Consider the following 17,399-nt stretch of genomic DNA (forward strand, 5'->3'; position numbering starts at 1 on the left):
AGTCGTAACGGCCCCATCTATAAGTCAAGCGTTTAAGTGCTACCGCAGTTAGCCACCACTGCTGCGGCAACCAAATTAAAGTTTCGGGAGAGTAAATCATGGGCAAAATTATCGGTATCGACCTGGGGACTACCAACTCCTGCGTCTCCGTGCTGGAAAACGGCGTTGCTAAAGTTATCGAAAACGCCGAAGGCGCGCGTACCACGCCGTCGATCGTTGCTTACGCCAACGACGGTGAAATCCTCGTAGGTCAGTCGGCCAAGCGTCAGGCTGTGACCAACCCGCACAACACTCTGTACGCGGTTAAGCGTCTGATCGGTCGTAAGTTCGACGAAGAAGTCGTACAGAAAGACATCAAGATGGTCCCTTACAAAATCGCCAAGGCTGACAACGGTGACGCCTGGGTTGAAGTAAACGGCCAGAAAATGTCGCCGCCGCAAATCTCGGCTGAAATCTTGAAAAAGATGAAGAAAACCGCCGAAGACTACCTTGGTGAAGCAGTGACTGAAGCGGTGATCACCGTTCCGGCCTACTTCAACGACAGCCAACGTCAGGCGACCAAAGACGCCGGCCGCATCGCGGGCCTGGACGTAAAACGTATCATCAACGAACCTACCGCAGCCGCTCTGGCCTACGGTATGGACAAGGCCAAGGGCGACCACACCGTGATCGTTTATGACCTGGGTGGTGGTACTTTCGACGTCTCCGTCATCGAGATCGCTGAAGTTGACGGCGAGCACCAGTTTGAAGTGATGGCCACTAACGGCGACACCTTCCTGGGTGGTGAAGACTTTGACATTCGTCTGATCGACTACCTCGTTGACGAATTCAAGAAAGAAAGCGGCATGAACCTTAAGGGTGACCCGCTGGCGATGCAGCGCCTGAAAGAAGCCGCTGAAAAAGCCAAGATCGAGCTGTCTTCCGCTCAGTCGACCGACGTGAACCTGCCGTACATCACTGCAGACGCCACCGGTCCTAAGCACTTGAACGTGAAGATCTCGCGTTCCAAGCTGGAAGCGCTGGTAGAAGACCTGGTTCAACGCACTATCGAACCTTGCCGCATCGCGCTGAAAGACTCCGGCATCGACGTTGGCTCGATCAACGATGTGATCCTGGTGGGCGGTCAGACCCGTATGCCACTGGTTCAGAAGCTGGTCACCGAGTTCTTCGGTAAAGAAGCACGTAAAGACGTGAACCCGGACGAAGCGGTTGCCATGGGTGCTGCTATCCAGGGCGCGGTATTGGCCGGTGACGTGAAAGACGTACTGCTGCTGGACGTCAGCCCGCTGACCCTGGGTATCGAAACCATGGGCGGTGTGATGACTGCGCTGATCGAGAAAAACACCACGATTCCTACCAAGAAATCGCAAGTGTTCTCGACTGCCGACGACAACCAGGGCGCTGTGACCATTCACGTGCTGCAAGGTGAGCGTAAGCAAGCTGCTCAGAACAAGTCCCTGGGCAAGTTCGACCTGGCTGAGATTCCACCAGCACCACGTGGCGTGCCGCAAATTGAAGTGACCTTCGACATCGATGCCAACGGTATCCTGCACGTAGGTGCCAAAGACAAGGCGACCGGCAAAGAGCAGAAGATCACCATCAAGGCCAACTCCGGTCTGTCTGATGAAGAAATTCAACAGATGATTCGTGATGCTGAAGCCAACGCTGATGCGGATGCCAAGTTTGCTGAGCTGGCCGGTGCGCGTAACCAAGGCGATGCCCTGGTTCACTCGACGCGTAAAATGGTCTCCGAAGCAGGCGACAAAGTGACCGCCGAAGAGAAAGCCGCAATCGAAGCTGCTGTGGTTGCACTGGAAGCCGCCGTTAAAGGCGACGACAAGGCTGCCATCGAAGCCAAGGTTGAGGAGCTGTCGAAAGTCTCCGCACCGGTTGCCCAGAAAATGTACGCCGAGCAAGGCCAGCCGGCAGAAGGCGCTGCACCGCACGCAGAGCCTGAAGCCAAGCACGACGATGTTGTCGATGCCGAGTTCGAAGAAGTCAAAGACCAGAAGTAAGTTGGTCGCCCGGTTGACCGCTATCCAGCGGTGACTGGTAGGATGTCGCCGCGCGGGAGCTTGCTCCCGCGTTGGCGTGTCTGGGGTATACGAATTTTTACAGCATGCGACAAGGTTCGGGTGCTGGCGGTGTGATCGGGAATGCTCCTGCTTTCCGAGCAGTAAATACCGCATCTTTGGCCGGGTCCCTGGCTAAAAAGTAGTTATGACCAGGATCGTTGAATTGACGTGAGTTGGGTCCGGGCCTGTATTGGGGCTCAACGAGTTTGGCAAGGCTCAGGAGGGCCGGGCTGAACGTCCTTAAGAGTGCAAAGACTTATGGCAAAGCGTGACTATTACGAAGTGTTGGGTGTGGAGCGCAGCTCCAGCGAGGCGGACCTGAAAAAGGCTTACCGTCGCCTGGCGATGAAGCACCACCCGGACCGTAATCCGGATAGCAAAGAATCTGAAGAGATGTTCAAAGAGGCCAACGAGGCCTACGAATGCCTGAGTGATCCCAACAAGCGTGCGGCCTACGACCAGTATGGCCATGCCGGTGTCGACCCGAGCATGGGTGGTGGCGGTGCCGGTTTTGGTGGTCAGAACTTCTCCGATATTTTCGGCGACGTGTTCAGCGACTTCTTTGGCGGCGGCCGTGGCGGTCAGCGCGGCGGTGCCCAGCGTGGCAGTGACCTGCGCTACACGCTGGAGCTGAACCTGGAAGAAGCCGTACGTGGCACCACAGTGAATATCCGTGTGCCGACGTTGGTCAATTGCAAGCCGTGCGACGGTTCGGGGGCCAAGAAAGGTTCCTCGCCGATCACTTGCCCAACCTGTGGCGGTATTGGCCAGGTGCGTATGCAGCAGGGCTTCTTCTCGGTGCAGCAGACCTGCCCGCGCTGCCATGGCCAGGGCAAGATCATTTCCGATCCGTGCGACTCCTGCCATGGCGAAGGCCGTGTCGAAGAGTACAAGACCCTTTCGGTAAAAGTGCCGGCGGGTGTTGATACCGGTGACCGTATTCGCCTGTCGGGCGAAGGTGAGGCGGGCACTCAGGGCGGCCCGACGGGCGATCTGTACGTGGTGATCAATGTGCGCGAGCACTCGATCTTCCAGCGTGATGGCAAGCACCTGTTCTGCGAAGTGCCGATCAGCTTTGTCGATGCGGCATTGGGTGGCGAGCTGGAAATTCCGACCCTGGATGGTCGGGTCAAGCTCAAGATCCCGGAAGGCACCCAGACCGGCAAGCAGTTCCGCATTCGTGGCAAAGGCGTTGCGCCGGTGCGCGGTGGCGGTGCTGGTGACTTGATGTGCCGTGTGGCGGTAGAAACACCTGTCAACCTGGGACGTCGTCAGCGCGAACTGCTTGAAGAATTCCGCAGCTCGTTGGAAGGCGATGACTCCCATTCGCCGAAAACCACCGGCTTCTTCGATGGCGTGAAGCGCTTCTTCGGCGACTTGTAAGGACGTGAATATGCGACGTATAGCCGTAATGGGCGCTGCCGGGCGCATGGGCAAGACGCTGGTCGAGGCGGTGCAGCAGCGCTCGCCGGCCTCCGGGCTGACGGCAGCGATTGTTCGCCCCGGCAGCACGCTGATCGGTGCGGACGCCGGTGAGCTGGCCTCGTTGGGTCGCATCGGCGTTTCGCTGTCGGGCAACCTGGAGCAGGTGGCTGACGAGTTCGACGTGCTGATCGACTTCACCCTGCCGGAAGTAATGCTGAAAAATCTGGCGTTCTGCCGCAAGGCGAGCAAGGCCATGGTGATTGGCACCACAGGCTTGAATGCTGAGCAAAAGCAGTTGCTGGTGGAGGCGGGCAAGGATATCCCGATCGTCTTCGCCGCCAACTTCAGCGTTGGCGTGAACCTGTCGCTCAAGTTGCTGGATCTGGCGGCGCGTGTGCTGGGCGAAGAGGCGGATATCGAGATCATCGAGACTCACCATCGCCACAAGATCGATGCGCCGTCGGGTACTGCGTTGCGCATGGGTGAGGCGATTGCCGATGCCTTGGGGCGCGACCTGTCCAAAGTCGCAGTTTACGGGCGTGAAGGCCACACCGGTGCGCGTGCGCGTGACACCATCGGCTTTGCCACCGTGCGCGGTGGTGATGTGGTGGGTGATCACACGGTGTTGTTTGCCAGCGAAGGCGAGCGCCTGGAGATCACGCACAAGGCCTCCAGCCGCATGACATTCGCCAAGGGTGCGGTGCGTGCGGCGCTCTGGCTGGAAGGCCGTGAGCCGGGTCTGTATGACATGCGCGACGTGCTGGACCTGCACTAATCAGTAGCTAAAACCGGGCCTCAAGCTTATGCTTAGGCCCCGTTTTTACCCGCTAAGCGACGTCCTGTCGCATTCCCCTGCCTTTAAGGCTCAATAGCGGTGGACCAAAAAAGCCTTTTTCTGTAAGCTACAGCTTTAGTGTGTCCACTAAAAGCGCGCAGAATAATTCAGTGAAGAAGCGGGGTGACGTGTCCATACGTCACTCCGCTTTTTTACAACCTGCGATCGCCCTTTCAGGCTTTATTTACGGGAGGTCTTCTTGACTAAGCCAGCCATACTCGCCCTTGCTGATGGCAGCATTTTTCGCGGCGAAGCCATTGGAGCCGACGGTCAAACCGTTGGAGAGGTAGTGTTTAACACTGCCATGACCGGCTATCAGGAAATCCTTACCGATCCTTCCTACGCCCAGCAGATCGTTACCCTGACCTATCCGCACATCGGCAACACCGGTACTACACCGGAAGACGTCGAGTCTGATCGTGTCTGGTCGGCCGGTCTGGTGATTCGTGACCTGCCACTGGTTGCGAGCAACTGGCGTAACACGATGTCGCTGTCCGATTACCTGAAAGCCAACAACGTTGTGGCGATCGCCGGTATCGATACGCGCCGCCTTACACGCATCCTGCGTGAAAAAGGCTCGCAGAACGGCTGCATCATGGTCGGTGACAATATCTCCGAAGAGGCGGCGATTGCCGCTGCGCAAGGTTTCCCAGGCCTGAAAGGCATGGACCTGGCAAAAGTTGTCAGCGTCAAAGAGAAGTACGAGTGGCGCTCCTCTGTCTGGGACTTGAAGACCGACAGTCACGCGACCATCGACGCCAGCGAGTTGCCATACCACGTTGTGGCCTACGACTATGGCGTCAAGTACAACATCCTGCGCATGCTGGTTGAGCGCGGCTGCCGCGTGACCGTGGTGCCTGCACAAACGCCTGCGAGCGATGTGTTGGCCCTGCAACCGGACGGCGTGTTCCTGTCCAACGGCCCGGGTGACCCTGAGCCATGCGACTACGCCATCCAGGCGATCAAGGACGTGCTGGAAACCGAGATTCCGGTATTCGGCATCTGCCTCGGTCACCAGCTGCTGGCTCTGGCCTCCGGCGCCAAGACCCTGAAAATGGGCCACGGCCACCACGGTGCCAACCACCCGGTACAAGACCTGGACACCGGCGTTGTGATGATCACCAGCCAGAACCACGGTTTTGCGGTGGATGAAGCAACCCTGCCGAGCAACGTTCGCGCCATTCACAAATCGCTGTTCGATGGCTCCTTGCAAGGCATCGAGCGCACCGACAAGAGCGCGTTCAGCTTCCAGGGCCACCCTGAAGCCAGCCCTGGCCCGAACGACGTAGCGCCGCTGTTCGACCGGTTCATCAATGAGATGGCCAAGCGACGCTGACTGAGTGGCCTGCGGGCGGCCCCGAACTTCGGTGGCCCCCTCAGGCTCTTCAACGATTGTTCAAGACGGCTTGCCGACTGACCTGCGGATTTGAGTGACAAACCCATGCCAAAACGTACAGACATAAAAAGCATCCTGATTCTCGGCGCTGGCCCGATCGTGATCGGCCAGGCCTGCGAATTCGACTACTCCGGCGCCCAGGCCTGTAAAGCCCTGCGCGAGGAGGGTTACCGCGTCATCCTGGTGAACTCCAACCCGGCCACCATCATGACCGACCCGGACATGGCCGACGCCACCTACATCGAACCGATCAAGTGGCAGACCGTGGCCAAGATCATCGAAAAAGAGCGTCCGGACGCGCTGCTGCCGACCATGGGCGGCCAGACCGCACTGAACTGCGCCCTGGACCTGGAGCGCGAAGGCGTTCTGGAGAAGTTCGGCGTAGAGATGATCGGCGCCAACGCCGACACCATCGACAAGGCTGAAGACCGTTCGCGTTTCGACAAGGCCATGAAGTCCATCGGCCTTGATTGCCCGCGCTCCGGTATCGCCCACAGCATGGAAGAGGCCAACGCGGTTCTCGAAAAGCTGGGCTTCCCGTGCATTATCCGTCCGTCCTTCACCATGGGCGGCACCGGTGGCGGTATTGCTTACAACCGTGAAGAGTTCGAAGAAATCTGCGCCCGTGGCCTGGACCTGTCGCCGACCAAAGAGCTGCTGATCGACGAATCCCTGATCGGCTGGAAAGAGTACGAGATGGAGGTTGTCCGCGACAAAAAGGACAACTGCATCATCGTCTGCTCCATCGAAAACTTCGACCCGATGGGCGTGCACACCGGTGACTCGATCACCGTTGCTCCGGCGCAGACCCTGACGGACAAGGAATACCAGATCATGCGTAACGCCTCGTTGGCGGTACTGCGTGAGATCGGCGTTGAAACCGGCGGTTCCAACGTTCAGTTCGGCATCTGCCCGGACACCGGCCGCATGGTCGTCATCGAGATGAACCCGCGTGTGTCGCGTTCTTCGGCGCTGGCATCGAAAGCAACCGGTTTCCCGATTGCGCGCATCGCTGCCAAGCTGGCGATCGGTTACACCCTGGACGAACTGCAAAACGAAATCACGGGCGGCGCCACGCCGGCGTCTTTCGAGCCGTCCATCGACTACGTTGTGACCAAACTGCCGCGCTTTGCTTTCGAGAAGTTCGCCAAGGCTGACGCGCGCCTGACCACGCAGATGAAGTCTGTTGGTGAAGTCATGGCCATCGGCCGGACTTTCCAGGAATCCCTGCAGAAAGCCCTGCGTGGCCTGGAAGTGGGCGTTTGCGGTCTGGACGAGAAGCTTGACCTGAGCAACCCGGAAAGCATGAGCGTGCTCAAGCGCGAGCTGACCGTACCGGGTGCCGAGCGTATCTGGTACGTGGCTGACGCATTCCGCGCGGGCATGACCGTTGAAGATATCTTCGGCATGAACATGATCGATCCGTGGTTCCTGGTGCAGATCGAAGATCTGATCAAGGAAGAAGAGAAGGTCAAGACCCTCGGTCTGTCGTCTATCGACCGCGACCTGATGTTCCGCCTCAAGCGCAAAGGCTTCTCCGATCAGCGCCTGGCCAAACTGCTGGGTGTGACCGAGAAGAACCTGCGTACCCATCGCCACAAGCTGGATATCTTCCCGGTCTACAAGCGCGTTGACACCTGCGCCGCCGAGTTCGCCACTGACACTGCGTACCTGTACTCCACCTACGAGGAAGAGTGCGAAGCTGCGCCGTCGGGCCGCGACAAGATCATCATCCTGGGTGGCGGTCCGAACCGTATCGGCCAGGGCATCGAGTTCGACTACTGCTGCGTACACGCCGCCCTCGCGCTGCGCGAAGACGGGTACGAGACCATCATGGTCAACTGCAACCCGGAAACCGTTTCCACTGACTACGACACGTCCGACCGTCTCTACTTCGAGCCGGTAACCCTGGAAGACGTGCTGGAAATCTGCCGCGTCGAGAAGCCAAAAGGCGTGATCGTGCAGTACGGCGGCCAAACCCCGCTGAAACTGGCGCGTGCCCTGGAAGCGGCCGGTGTGCCGATCATCGGTACCAGCCCTGACGCCATCGACCGTGCCGAAGACCGTGAGCGCTTCCAGCAAATGGTTGAGCGCCTGAACCTGCGTCAGCCGCCAAACGCCACTGTGCGCAGCGAAGATGAAGCCATTCGCGCAGCCAGCAAGATCGGCTACCCGCTGGTGGTGCGTCCGTCCTACGTATTGGGCGGTCGGGCGATGGAAATCGTCTACGAAGAAGAAGAACTCAAGCGCTACCTGCGTGACGCGGTGAAAGTCTCCAACGACAGCCCGGTGCTGCTGGACCACTTCCTCAACTGCGCCATCGAAATGGACGTGGACGCGGTGTGCGACGGTACCGACGTAGTGATCGGCGCGATCATGCAGCACATCGAACAGGCTGGCGTTCACTCCGGTGACTCCGCTTGTTCGCTGCCGCCGTACTCGCTGCCGGCGCACATCCAGGACGAGATGCGTGAGCAGGTCAAGAAAATGGCCCTGGAGCTGGGCGTGGTCGGCCTGATGAACGTACAGTTGGCGCTGCAAGGCGAAGACATCTACGTCATCGAAGTGAACCCGCGTGCTTCGCGTACCGTGCCATTTGTTTCCAAGTGCATCGGTGTGTCCCTGGCCATGATCGCTGCCCGCGTGATGGCCGGTAAGACCCTGAAGGAAATCGGCTTCACCAAGGAAATCATTCCGAACTTCTACAGCGTGAAAGAGGCGGTGTTCCCATTCGCCAAATTCCCTGGTGTGGACCCGATCCTGGGCCCAGAGATGAAGTCCACCGGTGAAGTGATGGGTGTGGGCGATACCTTCGGTGAGGCGTTCGCCAAGGCCCAGATGGGCGCCAGCGAAGTGCTGCCGACCGGCGGTACTGCGTTTATCAGCGTGCGTGATGATGACAAACCACTGGTTGCAGGCGTGGCCCGTGATCTGATCAACTTGGGCTTTGAAGTCGTGGCTACTGCCGGGACCGCCAAGCTGATCGAAGCTGCCGGCCTGAAAGTACGTCGCGTGAACAAGGTGACGGAAGGCCGTCCGCACGTGGTCGACATGATCAAGAATGACGAAGTCACGCTGATCATCAATACCACCGAAGGTCGCCAGTCGATCGCGGACTCCTACTCCATTCGTCGTAATGCCTTGCAGCACAAGATCTACTGCACTACCACCATTGCTGCTGGCGAAGCCATCTGCGAAGCGCTCAAGTTCGGTCCGGAAAAGACCGTGCGTCGCTTGCAGGATCTACACGCAGGATTGAAGGCATGACCAAATACCCAATGACCGTCCAGGGCTTCAAGGCCCTGGAAGAGGAGCACGCCCATCTGACCAAGGTCGTCCGTCCGAAGCTGAGCCAGGACATCGGTACGGCCCGCGAGCTGGGCGACTTGAAGGAAAACGCCGAATACCACGCTGCTCGTGAGCAGCAGGGTATGGTCGAGGCGCGGATCCGTGATATCGAAGGCCGCCTGCAGAATTCGGTGGTGATCGACGTAACGACCATTCCGAAGACCGGCAAAGTGATTTTTGGCACTACCGTGGAAATCGCCAATGTCGAAACTGACGAGAGCGTGGTTTACCACATCGTCGGTGAGGACGAGGCTGACTTCAAACTTGGCAAGATCTCCGTTGGTTCGCCACTGGCCCGCGCCTTGATTGCCAAGGAAGAGGGTGAAACGGTGATCGTTAAGACGCCAGGTGGCATGATCGAGTACGAGATTGTTGAAGTTCGTCACATCTGAAAGACGGCGCCCGCTTCGTGCGGGCGCCATGCTTTGGCAGCTTGCCCAGATGCTGTGGGTGGGCGGTCTATGGTTGTTGCACATCGGTGTGCTGCCGGTGTTGGGCCTGATTGGTCTGGCACCGCTGCTGATCGATGAACTCAACGGAATGCTGAGTGCGCTGCTGGTGGGTTTTGCGGCGGCGTGCGTGACGCTCCAGGCATTGGTGCTGGTCAAGGCCGAGGGTTTGGAGAGTTTGTGGCGGGATATTCGCGGCCAACTGCTGTTGATGGCGCTGTATGCGTGCGCAATGTTTTGCGTGGTGCATGTTTGGCTGCCGGAAGCGTTGCGCTGGCAGCTATTCAGCTATCTTGTGCTAGGGTTCTCCGGCCTGGTGCTGGTTATACAGCCGGCACCGGGATGGAGCGGCAGGGCGCGCGAAGCACGCCCGTGACCCTTGTATTACTTGAAGCGGTGTACGTTCGACAGCTGCTTGTTGACGCTGAAGTTCTTGCGATACAGCAGTGCCATCTTGCCGATGACCTGTACCAGGTCTGCCTTGCCGACCTTGCACAGTTCTGCAATGGCGGCCAAACGCGCTTCGCGGTCAAGGATGTTGACCTTGATCTTGATCAGTTCGTGATCGCCCAATGCGCGTTCCAGTTCGGCTAACACACCTTCAGTCAAACCGTTGTCTGCCACAATCAGAACTGGTTTCAGATGGTGGCCAATGGATTTGTACTGTTTCTTCTGCTCTTGAGTGAGCGGCATAATCTGACCCCTGCGTCTGATCTTGTAAAAAGCGGCGGCCAGTTTACCCGAGCGAGTCCGGGACCGCCCAGTTAATCACGACCCGTTTTATTTTTCGAGGTGGCCCGTGGCCCGTTCCAAAACCAGCCTTAAGTGGCTACAAGAGCATTTCAACGATCCTTACGTCAAAAAGGCGCAAAAGGACGGCTACCGTTCCCGGGCCAGCTACAAACTGCTGGAGATCCAGGACAAGGACAAATTGATTCGTCCAGGCATGAGCGTTATCGACCTTGGCGCAGCCCCTGGTGGCTGGTCCCAAGTGACCAGTCGTCTGATTGGTGGGCAAGGTCGGTTGATCGCGTCCGACATCCTTGAGATGGACAGCATCCCGGATGTGACCTTTGTACACGGCGACTTCACCCAGGACACGGTATTGGCCGAGATCCTCGAGGCTGTGGGAAATTCGCAGGTAGACCTTGTGATTTCCGACATGGCCCCCAATATGAGTGGATTACCGGCCGTTGATATGCCGCGAGCCATGTTCCTTTGCGAATTGGCACTGGATCTGGCAGGTCGGGTTTTGCGTCCGGGTGGTGATTTCCTGGTGAAAGTCTTCCAGGGCGAAGGTTTTGACGAGTACCACAAGAACATTCGCAAATTGTTCGACAAGGTACAAACGCGCAAACCTGACTCTTCGCGAGACCGGTCACGCGAGCAATACCTGCTGTGCCGCGGCTTCCGTGGTGTCGAAGGTGCGGAGAGCGAAGAGCGTTTTTGAGGAATTCGAGGAGGGCGATAGGTTTTTTTATATCGCTTTCGTCACGAAGCTTTACGAATATTGTGTAGTCAAAGTTTCACAAAGGGTTACAGACGGCGCCTGCCAGAGTTGTAGGTAATGTAGTAAGTTAGGCCGGTGAATATCATGCGAAGCGCGCGCCAGTAGCGGAGCTTGCTTCAGAGGGTAGTTAATTGAACGATATGGCAAAGAATCTGATCCTGTGGTTGATCATCGCGGCTGTCCTGGTGACGGTGATGAACAACTTCTCCAGCCCTAACGAGCCGCAGACCCTCAACTATTCCGACTTCATCCAGCAAGTTAAGGATGGCAAGGTCGAGCGCGTAGCGGTTGATGGCTACGTAATCACCGGCAAGCGCAACGATGGCGACAGCTTCAAGACCATTCGTCCGGCAATCCAGGACAACGGTCTGATCGGCGACCTGGTGGATAACCACGTAGTGGTTGAAGGCAAGCAGCCTGAACAGCAGAGCATCTGGACTCAGCTATTGGTAGCGAGCTTCCCGATCCTGGTGATTATCGCCGTGTTCATGTTCTTCATGCGCCAGATGCAAGGTGGTGCGGGAGGCAAGGGCGGGCCGATGAGCTTTGGCAAGAGCAAGGCGCGCCTGCTCTCTGAAGACCAGGTGAAAACCACCCTGGCTGACGTCGCAGGTTGTGATGAAGCCAAGGAAGAAGTCGGTGAGCTGGTCGAGTTTCTGCGCGATCCGGGCAAGTTCCAGCGCCTGGGCGGTCGCATTCCTCGCGGCGTACTGATGGTGGGTCCTCCGGGTACCGGTAAAACCTTGCTGGCCAAGGCGATTGCCGGCGAAGCCAAGGTGCCGTTCTTTACCATTTCCGGTTCTGACTTCGTCGAGATGTTCGTCGGTGTGGGTGCCAGCCGTGTTCGCGATATGTTCGAACAGGCCAAGAAGCACGCACCGTGCATCATCTTCATCGATGAAATCGATGCCGTGGGTCGCCATCGTGGCGCCGGCATGGGTGGCGGTCATGATGAGCGTGAGCAGACCCTCAACCAATTGCTGGTTGAGATGGACGGCTTTGAAATGAATGACGGCATCATCGTCATTGCCGCGACCAACCGTCCGGACGTGCTCGACCCTGCGTTGCTGCGTCCAGGCCGTTTCGACCGTCAGGTTGTGGTTGGCCTGCCGGATATTCGCGGTCGCGAACAGATCCTGAAAGTACACATGCGCAAAGTGCCAATGGGTGACGACGTGGCTCCGGCCGTGATTGCCCGTGGTACGCCAGGCTTCTCCGGTGCCGACCTGGCCAACCTGGTCAACGAGGCTTCGTTGTTCGCTGCCCGTACCGGCAAGCGCATTGTTGAAATGAAAGAGTTCGAACTGGCCAAAGACAAGATCATGATGGGTGCCGAGCGCAAATCCATGGTCATGTCCGAGAAAGAGAAGCAGAACACCGCCTATCACGAAGCCGGTCACGCCATTGTTGGTCGCGTTGTGCCTGAGCATGACCCGGTTTACAAAGTGTCGATCATTCCACGTGGCCGTGCGCTGGGTGTGACCATGTTCCTGCCGGAAGAGGATCGTTACAGCCTCTCCAAGCGTGCACTGATCAGCCAGATCTGTTCTCTCTATGGCGGCCGGATTGCTGAAGAGATGACGCTTGGCTTTGACGGTGTGACCACTGGTGCTTCCAACGACATCATGCGTGCCAGCCAGATTGCACGGAACATGGTGACCAAGTGGGGCTTGTCGGAGAAGCTCGGTCCTTTGATGTATGCCGAGGAAGAAGGTGAAGTGTTCCTGGGTCGTGGTGGTGGCGGTCAAGCTGCCAGCTTCTCGGGTGAGACGGCCAAGTTGATCGACTCCGAAGTGCGCAGCATCATTGATCAGTGCTACGGCACGGCCAAGCAGATCCTGACGGATAACCGCGACAAGCTGGATGCAATGGCTGATGCGCTGATGAAGTACGAAACCATTGATGCTGATCAGATCGACGACATCATGGCGGGTCGCACACCGCGTGAGCCTCGGGATTGGGAAGGTGGTTCGGGTACTTCGGGCACCCCGCCTGTGGTACAGAACGAACGTCCCGAAGCCCCGATCGGCGGCCCGGCAGCTGACCACTAAGGTTTGAAATGACTTCTGCGCTGTCCTCCACCCGGTTGCCTTGCGGCAACCGGGTTCTTGATTTGGCCCATACACATGTCATGGGCATTCTTAATGTAACCCCCGATTCTTTTTCTGATGGCGGCCGCTTCAGCCAGCAAGATGCCGCGTTGCGTCATGCGGAGGCGATGGTGGCGGCTGGCGCGACCTTGATTGATATCGGTGGTGAGTCAACCCGGCCGGGCGCTCGCGTAGTTTCCCCGTTGGAGGAGCTTGAGCGGGTCGCGCCAATCGTCGAGCAGATCGCTCGTGAGCTGGACGTGATTATCTCGGTGGACACCTCCACTCCCGCTGTAATGCGCGAGACGGCGCGCCTCGGTGCCGGGCTGATCAACGATGTGCGCTCGCTTCAGCGTGATGGTGCCCTGGATGCGGCGGCGGCAACCGGACTGCCGGTGTGCCTAATGCATATGTTGGGCGAGCCCGGCAATATGCAGGACAGCCCGCACTACGATGATCTCGTGGGTGAGGTGAGTGGTTTTCTTGCGCAAAGAATGGCTGAGTGCACCAAGGTGGGCATCGCCGCCGAAAAGATTATCCTGGATCCCGGGTTTGGCTTCGCCAAGACCCTGCAACACAACTTGAGCCTGTTCAAACATATGGAAGCCTTGCACGCGCTCGGTCGGCCCCTGTTGGTTGGCGTGTCGCGCAAGAGCATGATAGGGCTGGCCCTGAATCGCCCGGTGGGTGAGCGGTTGTACGGTGGCCTGGCGTTGGCGGCACTTGCCGTGACCAAGGGCGCGCGTATTTTGCGGGTGCATGACGTCGCCGAGACGGTTGATGTGGTGCGCATGCTGGCCGCGGTAGAATCAGCCGAATAAGAATGATGGAGCACTTATGACTAAAAAATATTTTGGCACCGACGGTATTCGTGGTCGGGTCGGCGAATTCCCGATTACTCCTGATTTTATGCTCAAGCTGGGTTGGGCCGCCGGTATGGCGTTCCGCAGCATGGGCGCTTGCCGCATCCTGGTGGGCAAAGACACCCGCATCTCGGGCTACATGTTCGAGTCTGCGCTGGAGGCGGGTCTGTCTGCTGCAGGCGCCGATGTGATGCTGCTGGGGCCAATGCCGACACCGGCAATCGCTTACCTGACGCGTACGTTCCACGCTGAAGCCGGTATCGTGATCAGTGCCTCGCACAATCCCCATGATGACAACGGCATCAAGTTCTTCTCGGGCCAGGGCACCAAGCTGCCGGACGAGATCGAGCTGATGATCGAAGAGTTGCTGGATGCGCCGATGACGGTGGTTGAGTCCAGCAAGTTGGGCAAGGTCTCGCGCATCAATGACGCTTCGGGCCGTTACATCGAGTTCTGCAAGAGCAGCGTGCCGACCAGTACCAATTTTGCCGGCCTCAAAATTGTTGTCGATTGTGCTCACGGCGCGACCTACAAGGTGGCGCCCAGCGTATTCAAGGAGCTGGGCGCCGATGTGACGGTGCTCTCGGCCCAGCCAAATGGTTTGAATATCAACCATAACTGCGGCTCGACGCATATGGAGCAGCTGCAGGCTGCTGTCCTGGCCGAGCACGCCGACCTCGGTATTGCCTTCGATGGCGACGGCGACCGTGTGTTGATGGTGGACCACACAGGTGCGGTGGTGGATGGTGATGAGTTGTTGTTCATTATTGCTCGCGACCTGCATGAGCGTAACAAGCTGCAAGGCGGCGTGGTTGGCACGCTGATGAGCAATCTTGGGCTTGAGTTGGCTTTGGCCGAGCTAGGGATACCGTTTGTTCGTGCCAATGTCGGCGACCGTTATGTCATCGCCGAACTGTTGGAGCGTAACTGGCTGGTAGGTGGTGAGAACTCGGGGCACGTGGTTTGCTTCCAGCACACCACCACGGGCGATGCCATTATTGCAGCGCTGCAGGTGTTGCTGTCCTTGCGTCGTCGCAAGGAAAGTCTTGCGCAAGCGCGCCAGGCGCTGCGCAAATGCCCGCAAGTTTTGCTGAACGTACGCTTTGCCGGTGGCGAAAACCCCATCGAGCACCCTGCTGTCAAAGACGCCTGCGAGCGCGTGACCCTGGCAATGGCGGGGCGTGGCCGCGTGTTGCTGCGCAAGTCCGGCACAGAGCCGCTGGTGCGTGTCATGGTCGAAGGCGAGGACGAAACACAGGTTCGCGGCCATGCCGAAGACCTGGCAAAACTGGTAACTGAAATTTGCGCCTGAATTCGGCTTGCCAGTGATGATGTGGTTGGGTAACATCTGCGCCCACTTTGACCGACGAGGTACAGCATGCGTCGCACTATGGTAGCTGGTAACTGGAAGATGCACGGTACCCGCGCCAGTGTCGCTGAGCTGATCAATGGCCTTCGTCACTTGGCTTTGCCTAGCGGTGTTGATGTTGCGGTTTTCCCGCCTTGCTTGCATATCAACCAAGTGGTTGATGGCTTGAAAGGCAAGTCGATTCAGGTCGGCGCGCAGAACTCTGCGGTGGAACCCATGCAAGGTGCGTTGACCGGTGAGATTTCACCGAGTCAGCTGGTTGATGCGGGTTGCTCCTATGTGCTTGTCGGGCACTCCGAGCGTCGTCAGATGATGGGCGAGCGTGATGGGACACTCAATCGCAAGTTCGCAGCGGCACAGGCTTGTGGCTTGATTCCAGTGTTGTGCATAGGGGAGACCCTGGAGCAGCGTGAATCGGGCAAGACTCTTGAAGTTGTCTCGCGTCAGCTGGGCAGCATCATCGAGGGGCTGGGTGTTGGTGCGTTTGCAAAGGCAGTAATCGCTTACGAGCCGGTCTGGGCCATTGGTACCGGGCTGACTGCTACACCGCAACAAGCGCAGGATGTGCATGCAGCCATTCGCGCTCAGTTAGCGGCAGAGAATTCTGAAGTCGCGCAAGGTGTGCGGCTTCTATACGGCGGCAGCGTGAAGGCGGCCAATGCGGTCGAACTGTTCGGCATGCCGGATATCGATGGGGGGCTCATTGGTGGGGCTTCCCTGAATGCAGATGAGTTCGGTGCGATTTGTCGCGCCGCGGGAAACTGAAAAAATGCTGGAAACAGTCGTAGTCGTTTTTCATCTGTTGGCTGCCCTGGGCGTAGTTGCCCTGGTTTTGTTGCAACAGGGTAAAGGTGCGGATGCTGGTGCGTCTTTCGGTGCAGGTGCTTCAAATACTGTGTTCGGAAGCCAAGGTTCCTCTACCTTTCTTAGTAAGTTTACTGCTATACTTGCCGCCGGTTTCTTCATAACCAGCTTGGGGTTAGGTTACTTTGCTAAAGAGAAAGCTCATGTGCTGACTCAAGTAGGTCTCCCAAACCCAGCAGTGTTGGAAGTACCAAAAGCAAAACCGGCTTCTGATGATGTCCCGGTGCTTCAAGAGCAAAAGTCGGCTACTCCAGCGACTGACGTACCTCCAGCTCAAGAGCAGAAGTAAGAAGGGTTGTAAGCGCTGTATTGCCGAGGTGGTGGAATTGGTAGACACGCAACCTTGAGGTGGTTGTGCCCATAGGGTGTAGGGGTTCGAGTCCCCTTCTCGGTACCAATTATCAGGAGAGCCCGCTGTTGCGGGCTTTCTTGTAGGTGGAAGGTTACATTGACCCTGTAAGGGATCGGTCGTATACTTCCGCCCCAGCTTTGTCGCGGGGTGGAGCAGTCTGGTAGCTCGTCGGGCTCATAACCCGAAGGTCGTCGGTTCAAATCCGGCCCCCGCAACCAGTTTTAGCGGAGCCCCTTTTAAGGGGCTTTTTGTTAGCTGGATACTTTCAACGCCGCTGTTCGACGGCGTTTCAAGGATGGGCGTTTCGCCCATTTTTTTATTTTGCACAGCATGCACATACATGCACGAGGGGGTTCAGGTGTCGAGCAAGCTAGAAGAGTTGCAGGCCTTGCTGGCCCCGGTGGTCGTGGCCCTAGGCTATGAATGCTGGGGTATTGAGTTTTCGGCTCAAGGTCGCCACTCAATGTTGCGCGTTTATATCGATAAAGAGGGCGGCGTGCTGGTGGACGATTGTGCCATTGTCAGCCGTCAGATCAGCGGTGTGCTGGATGTTGAAGATCCAATCGCCGTTGAATACACCCTCGAAGTTTCCTCGCCAGGCATGGAACGCCCACTGTTCACTATTGATCAGTTTGCAAAATTTGCCGGTGAACAAGTGAAGATCAAGCTGCGCTCTCCCTTTGAAGGGCGACGCAACTTTCAGGGCCTTCTGCGCGGTGTAGAAGAACAGGATGTCGTGGTGCAGGTAGAAGACCATGAGTTCCTGTTGCCGATCGATATGATCGACAAGGCCAACATTATTCCCAGTTTTGACTGAGACGCG

General features: G+C 57.8%; 15 protein-coding genes and 2 tRNA genes. 16 read left to right on the top strand and 1 reads right to left on the bottom strand.

All coding sequences use genetic code 11. The annotated features are described in order from the left end of the window. Positions 1–98 precede the first annotated feature (98 nt). The 7 genes from dnaK (at position 99) to FFI16_RS00870 (ending at position 9,904) form a co-directional block, all read left to right on the top strand. A complete protein-coding gene (gene dnaK / locus FFI16_RS00840; RefSeq protein ID WP_138813802.1) occupies positions 99–2,015 on the top strand; it encodes a molecular chaperone DnaK in 1,917 nt (638 codons plus the stop codon). 318 nt (positions 2,016–2,333) lie between these two features. Next, positions 2,334–3,458 carry a molecular chaperone DnaJ gene (dnaJ, locus tag FFI16_RS00845; RefSeq protein ID WP_138813803.1) on the top strand — a complete coding sequence of 375 codons (1,125 nt, stop codon included), beginning with the start codon at positions 2,334–2,336 and terminating at the stop codon, positions 3,456–3,458. 10 nt (positions 3,459–3,468) lie between these two features. Then, positions 3,469–4,275, top strand: a complete 807-nt coding sequence (gene dapB / locus FFI16_RS00850) for a 4-hydroxy-tetrahydrodipicolinate reductase (RefSeq protein ID WP_138813804.1) — start codon at positions 3,469–3,471, stop codon at positions 4,273–4,275. A 259-nt stretch (positions 4,276–4,534) separates the two neighbouring features. Continuing rightward, on the top strand, positions 4,535–5,671 hold the full coding sequence (carA, locus tag FFI16_RS00855; RefSeq protein WP_138813805.1) for a glutamine-hydrolyzing carbamoyl-phosphate synthase small subunit: 1,137 nt from the start codon (positions 4,535–4,537) through the stop codon (positions 5,669–5,671). Positions 5,672–5,776: 105 nt separating this feature from the next. Next, positions 5,777–8,998, top strand: coding sequence for a carbamoyl-phosphate synthase large subunit (gene carB / locus FFI16_RS00860; RefSeq protein WP_138813806.1), 3,222 nt, complete (start codon positions 5,777–5,779; stop codon positions 8,996–8,998). Then, complete coding sequence (greA, locus tag FFI16_RS00865; RefSeq protein WP_138813807.1) at positions 8,995–9,471, top strand: transcription elongation factor GreA; 477 nt, start codon at positions 8,995–8,997, stop codon at positions 9,469–9,471. The genes carB and greA overlap by 4 nt, the downstream gene beginning before the upstream one ends. Before the next feature lie 28 nt (positions 9,472–9,499). Beyond that, positions 9,500–9,904: an MFS transporter gene (locus tag FFI16_RS00870; RefSeq protein WP_138813808.1), complete on the top strand. Its 405-nt coding sequence runs from the start codon at positions 9,500–9,502 to the stop codon at positions 9,902–9,904. A gap of 8 nt (positions 9,905–9,912) precedes the next feature. On the opposite strand, the gene FFI16_RS00875 is transcribed toward FFI16_RS00870, so the two are convergent. Continuing rightward, the gene (locus FFI16_RS00875; RefSeq protein ID WP_017139256.1) at positions 9,913–10,221 is read right to left on the bottom strand and encodes a YhbY family RNA-binding protein; all 309 of its coding nucleotides are present in this window, start codon (positions 10,219–10,221) and stop codon (positions 9,913–9,915) included. A 106-nt stretch (positions 10,222–10,327) separates the two neighbouring features. Between FFI16_RS00875 and rlmE the strand changes: the two genes are divergently transcribed. The 9 genes from rlmE (at position 10,328) to rimP (ending at position 17,393) form a co-directional block, all read left to right on the top strand. Next, positions 10,328–10,978 (top strand): 23S rRNA (uridine(2552)-2'-O)-methyltransferase RlmE, encoded by a 651-nt coding sequence (gene rlmE / locus FFI16_RS00880; RefSeq protein ID WP_017139255.1) that lies wholly within the window; start codon positions 10,328–10,330, stop codon positions 10,976–10,978. 200 nt (positions 10,979–11,178) lie between these two features. Continuing rightward, positions 11,179–13,089 (top strand): ATP-dependent zinc metalloprotease FtsH, encoded by a 1,911-nt coding sequence (gene ftsH, locus FFI16_RS00885; RefSeq protein WP_017478564.1) that lies wholly within the window; start codon positions 11,179–11,181, stop codon positions 13,087–13,089. A gap of 8 nt (positions 13,090–13,097) precedes the next feature. Then, positions 13,098–13,949: a dihydropteroate synthase gene (gene folP / locus FFI16_RS00890; protein WP_138813809.1), complete on the top strand. Its 852-nt coding sequence runs from the start codon at positions 13,098–13,100 to the stop codon at positions 13,947–13,949. A gap of 16 nt (positions 13,950–13,965) precedes the next feature. Beyond that, on the top strand, positions 13,966–15,303 hold the full coding sequence (gene glmM, locus FFI16_RS00895; RefSeq protein WP_138813810.1) for a phosphoglucosamine mutase: 1,338 nt from the start codon (positions 13,966–13,968) through the stop codon (positions 15,301–15,303). A 66-nt stretch (positions 15,304–15,369) separates the two neighbouring features. Further along, positions 15,370–16,125, top strand: coding sequence for a triose-phosphate isomerase (gene tpiA, locus FFI16_RS00900; RefSeq protein WP_138813811.1), 756 nt, complete (start codon positions 15,370–15,372; stop codon positions 16,123–16,125). Positions 16,126–16,129: 4 nt separating this feature from the next. Beyond that, entirely contained in the window at positions 16,130–16,513 is a 384-nt protein-coding gene (secG, locus tag FFI16_RS00905; RefSeq protein WP_010206600.1) for a preprotein translocase subunit SecG, read from the top strand. A gap of 22 nt (positions 16,514–16,535) precedes the next feature. Next, positions 16,536–16,621: transfer RNA gene (locus FFI16_RS00910), tRNA-Leu, on the top strand. A 96-nt stretch (positions 16,622–16,717) separates the two neighbouring features. After that, positions 16,718–16,794: transfer RNA gene (locus FFI16_RS00915), tRNA-Met, on the top strand. Between the two features lie 140 nt (positions 16,795–16,934). After that, positions 16,935–17,393 carry a ribosome maturation factor RimP gene (gene rimP, locus FFI16_RS00920; RefSeq protein WP_032865935.1) on the top strand — a complete coding sequence of 153 codons (459 nt, stop codon included), beginning with the start codon at positions 16,935–16,937 and terminating at the stop codon, positions 17,391–17,393. Positions 17,394–17,399 lie beyond the last annotated feature (6 nt).

The sequence above is a fragment of the Pseudomonas sp. KBS0710 genome, assembly GCF_005938045.2.
Classification (GTDB): domain Bacteria; phylum Pseudomonadota; class Gammaproteobacteria; order Pseudomonadales; family Pseudomonadaceae; genus Aquipseudomonas.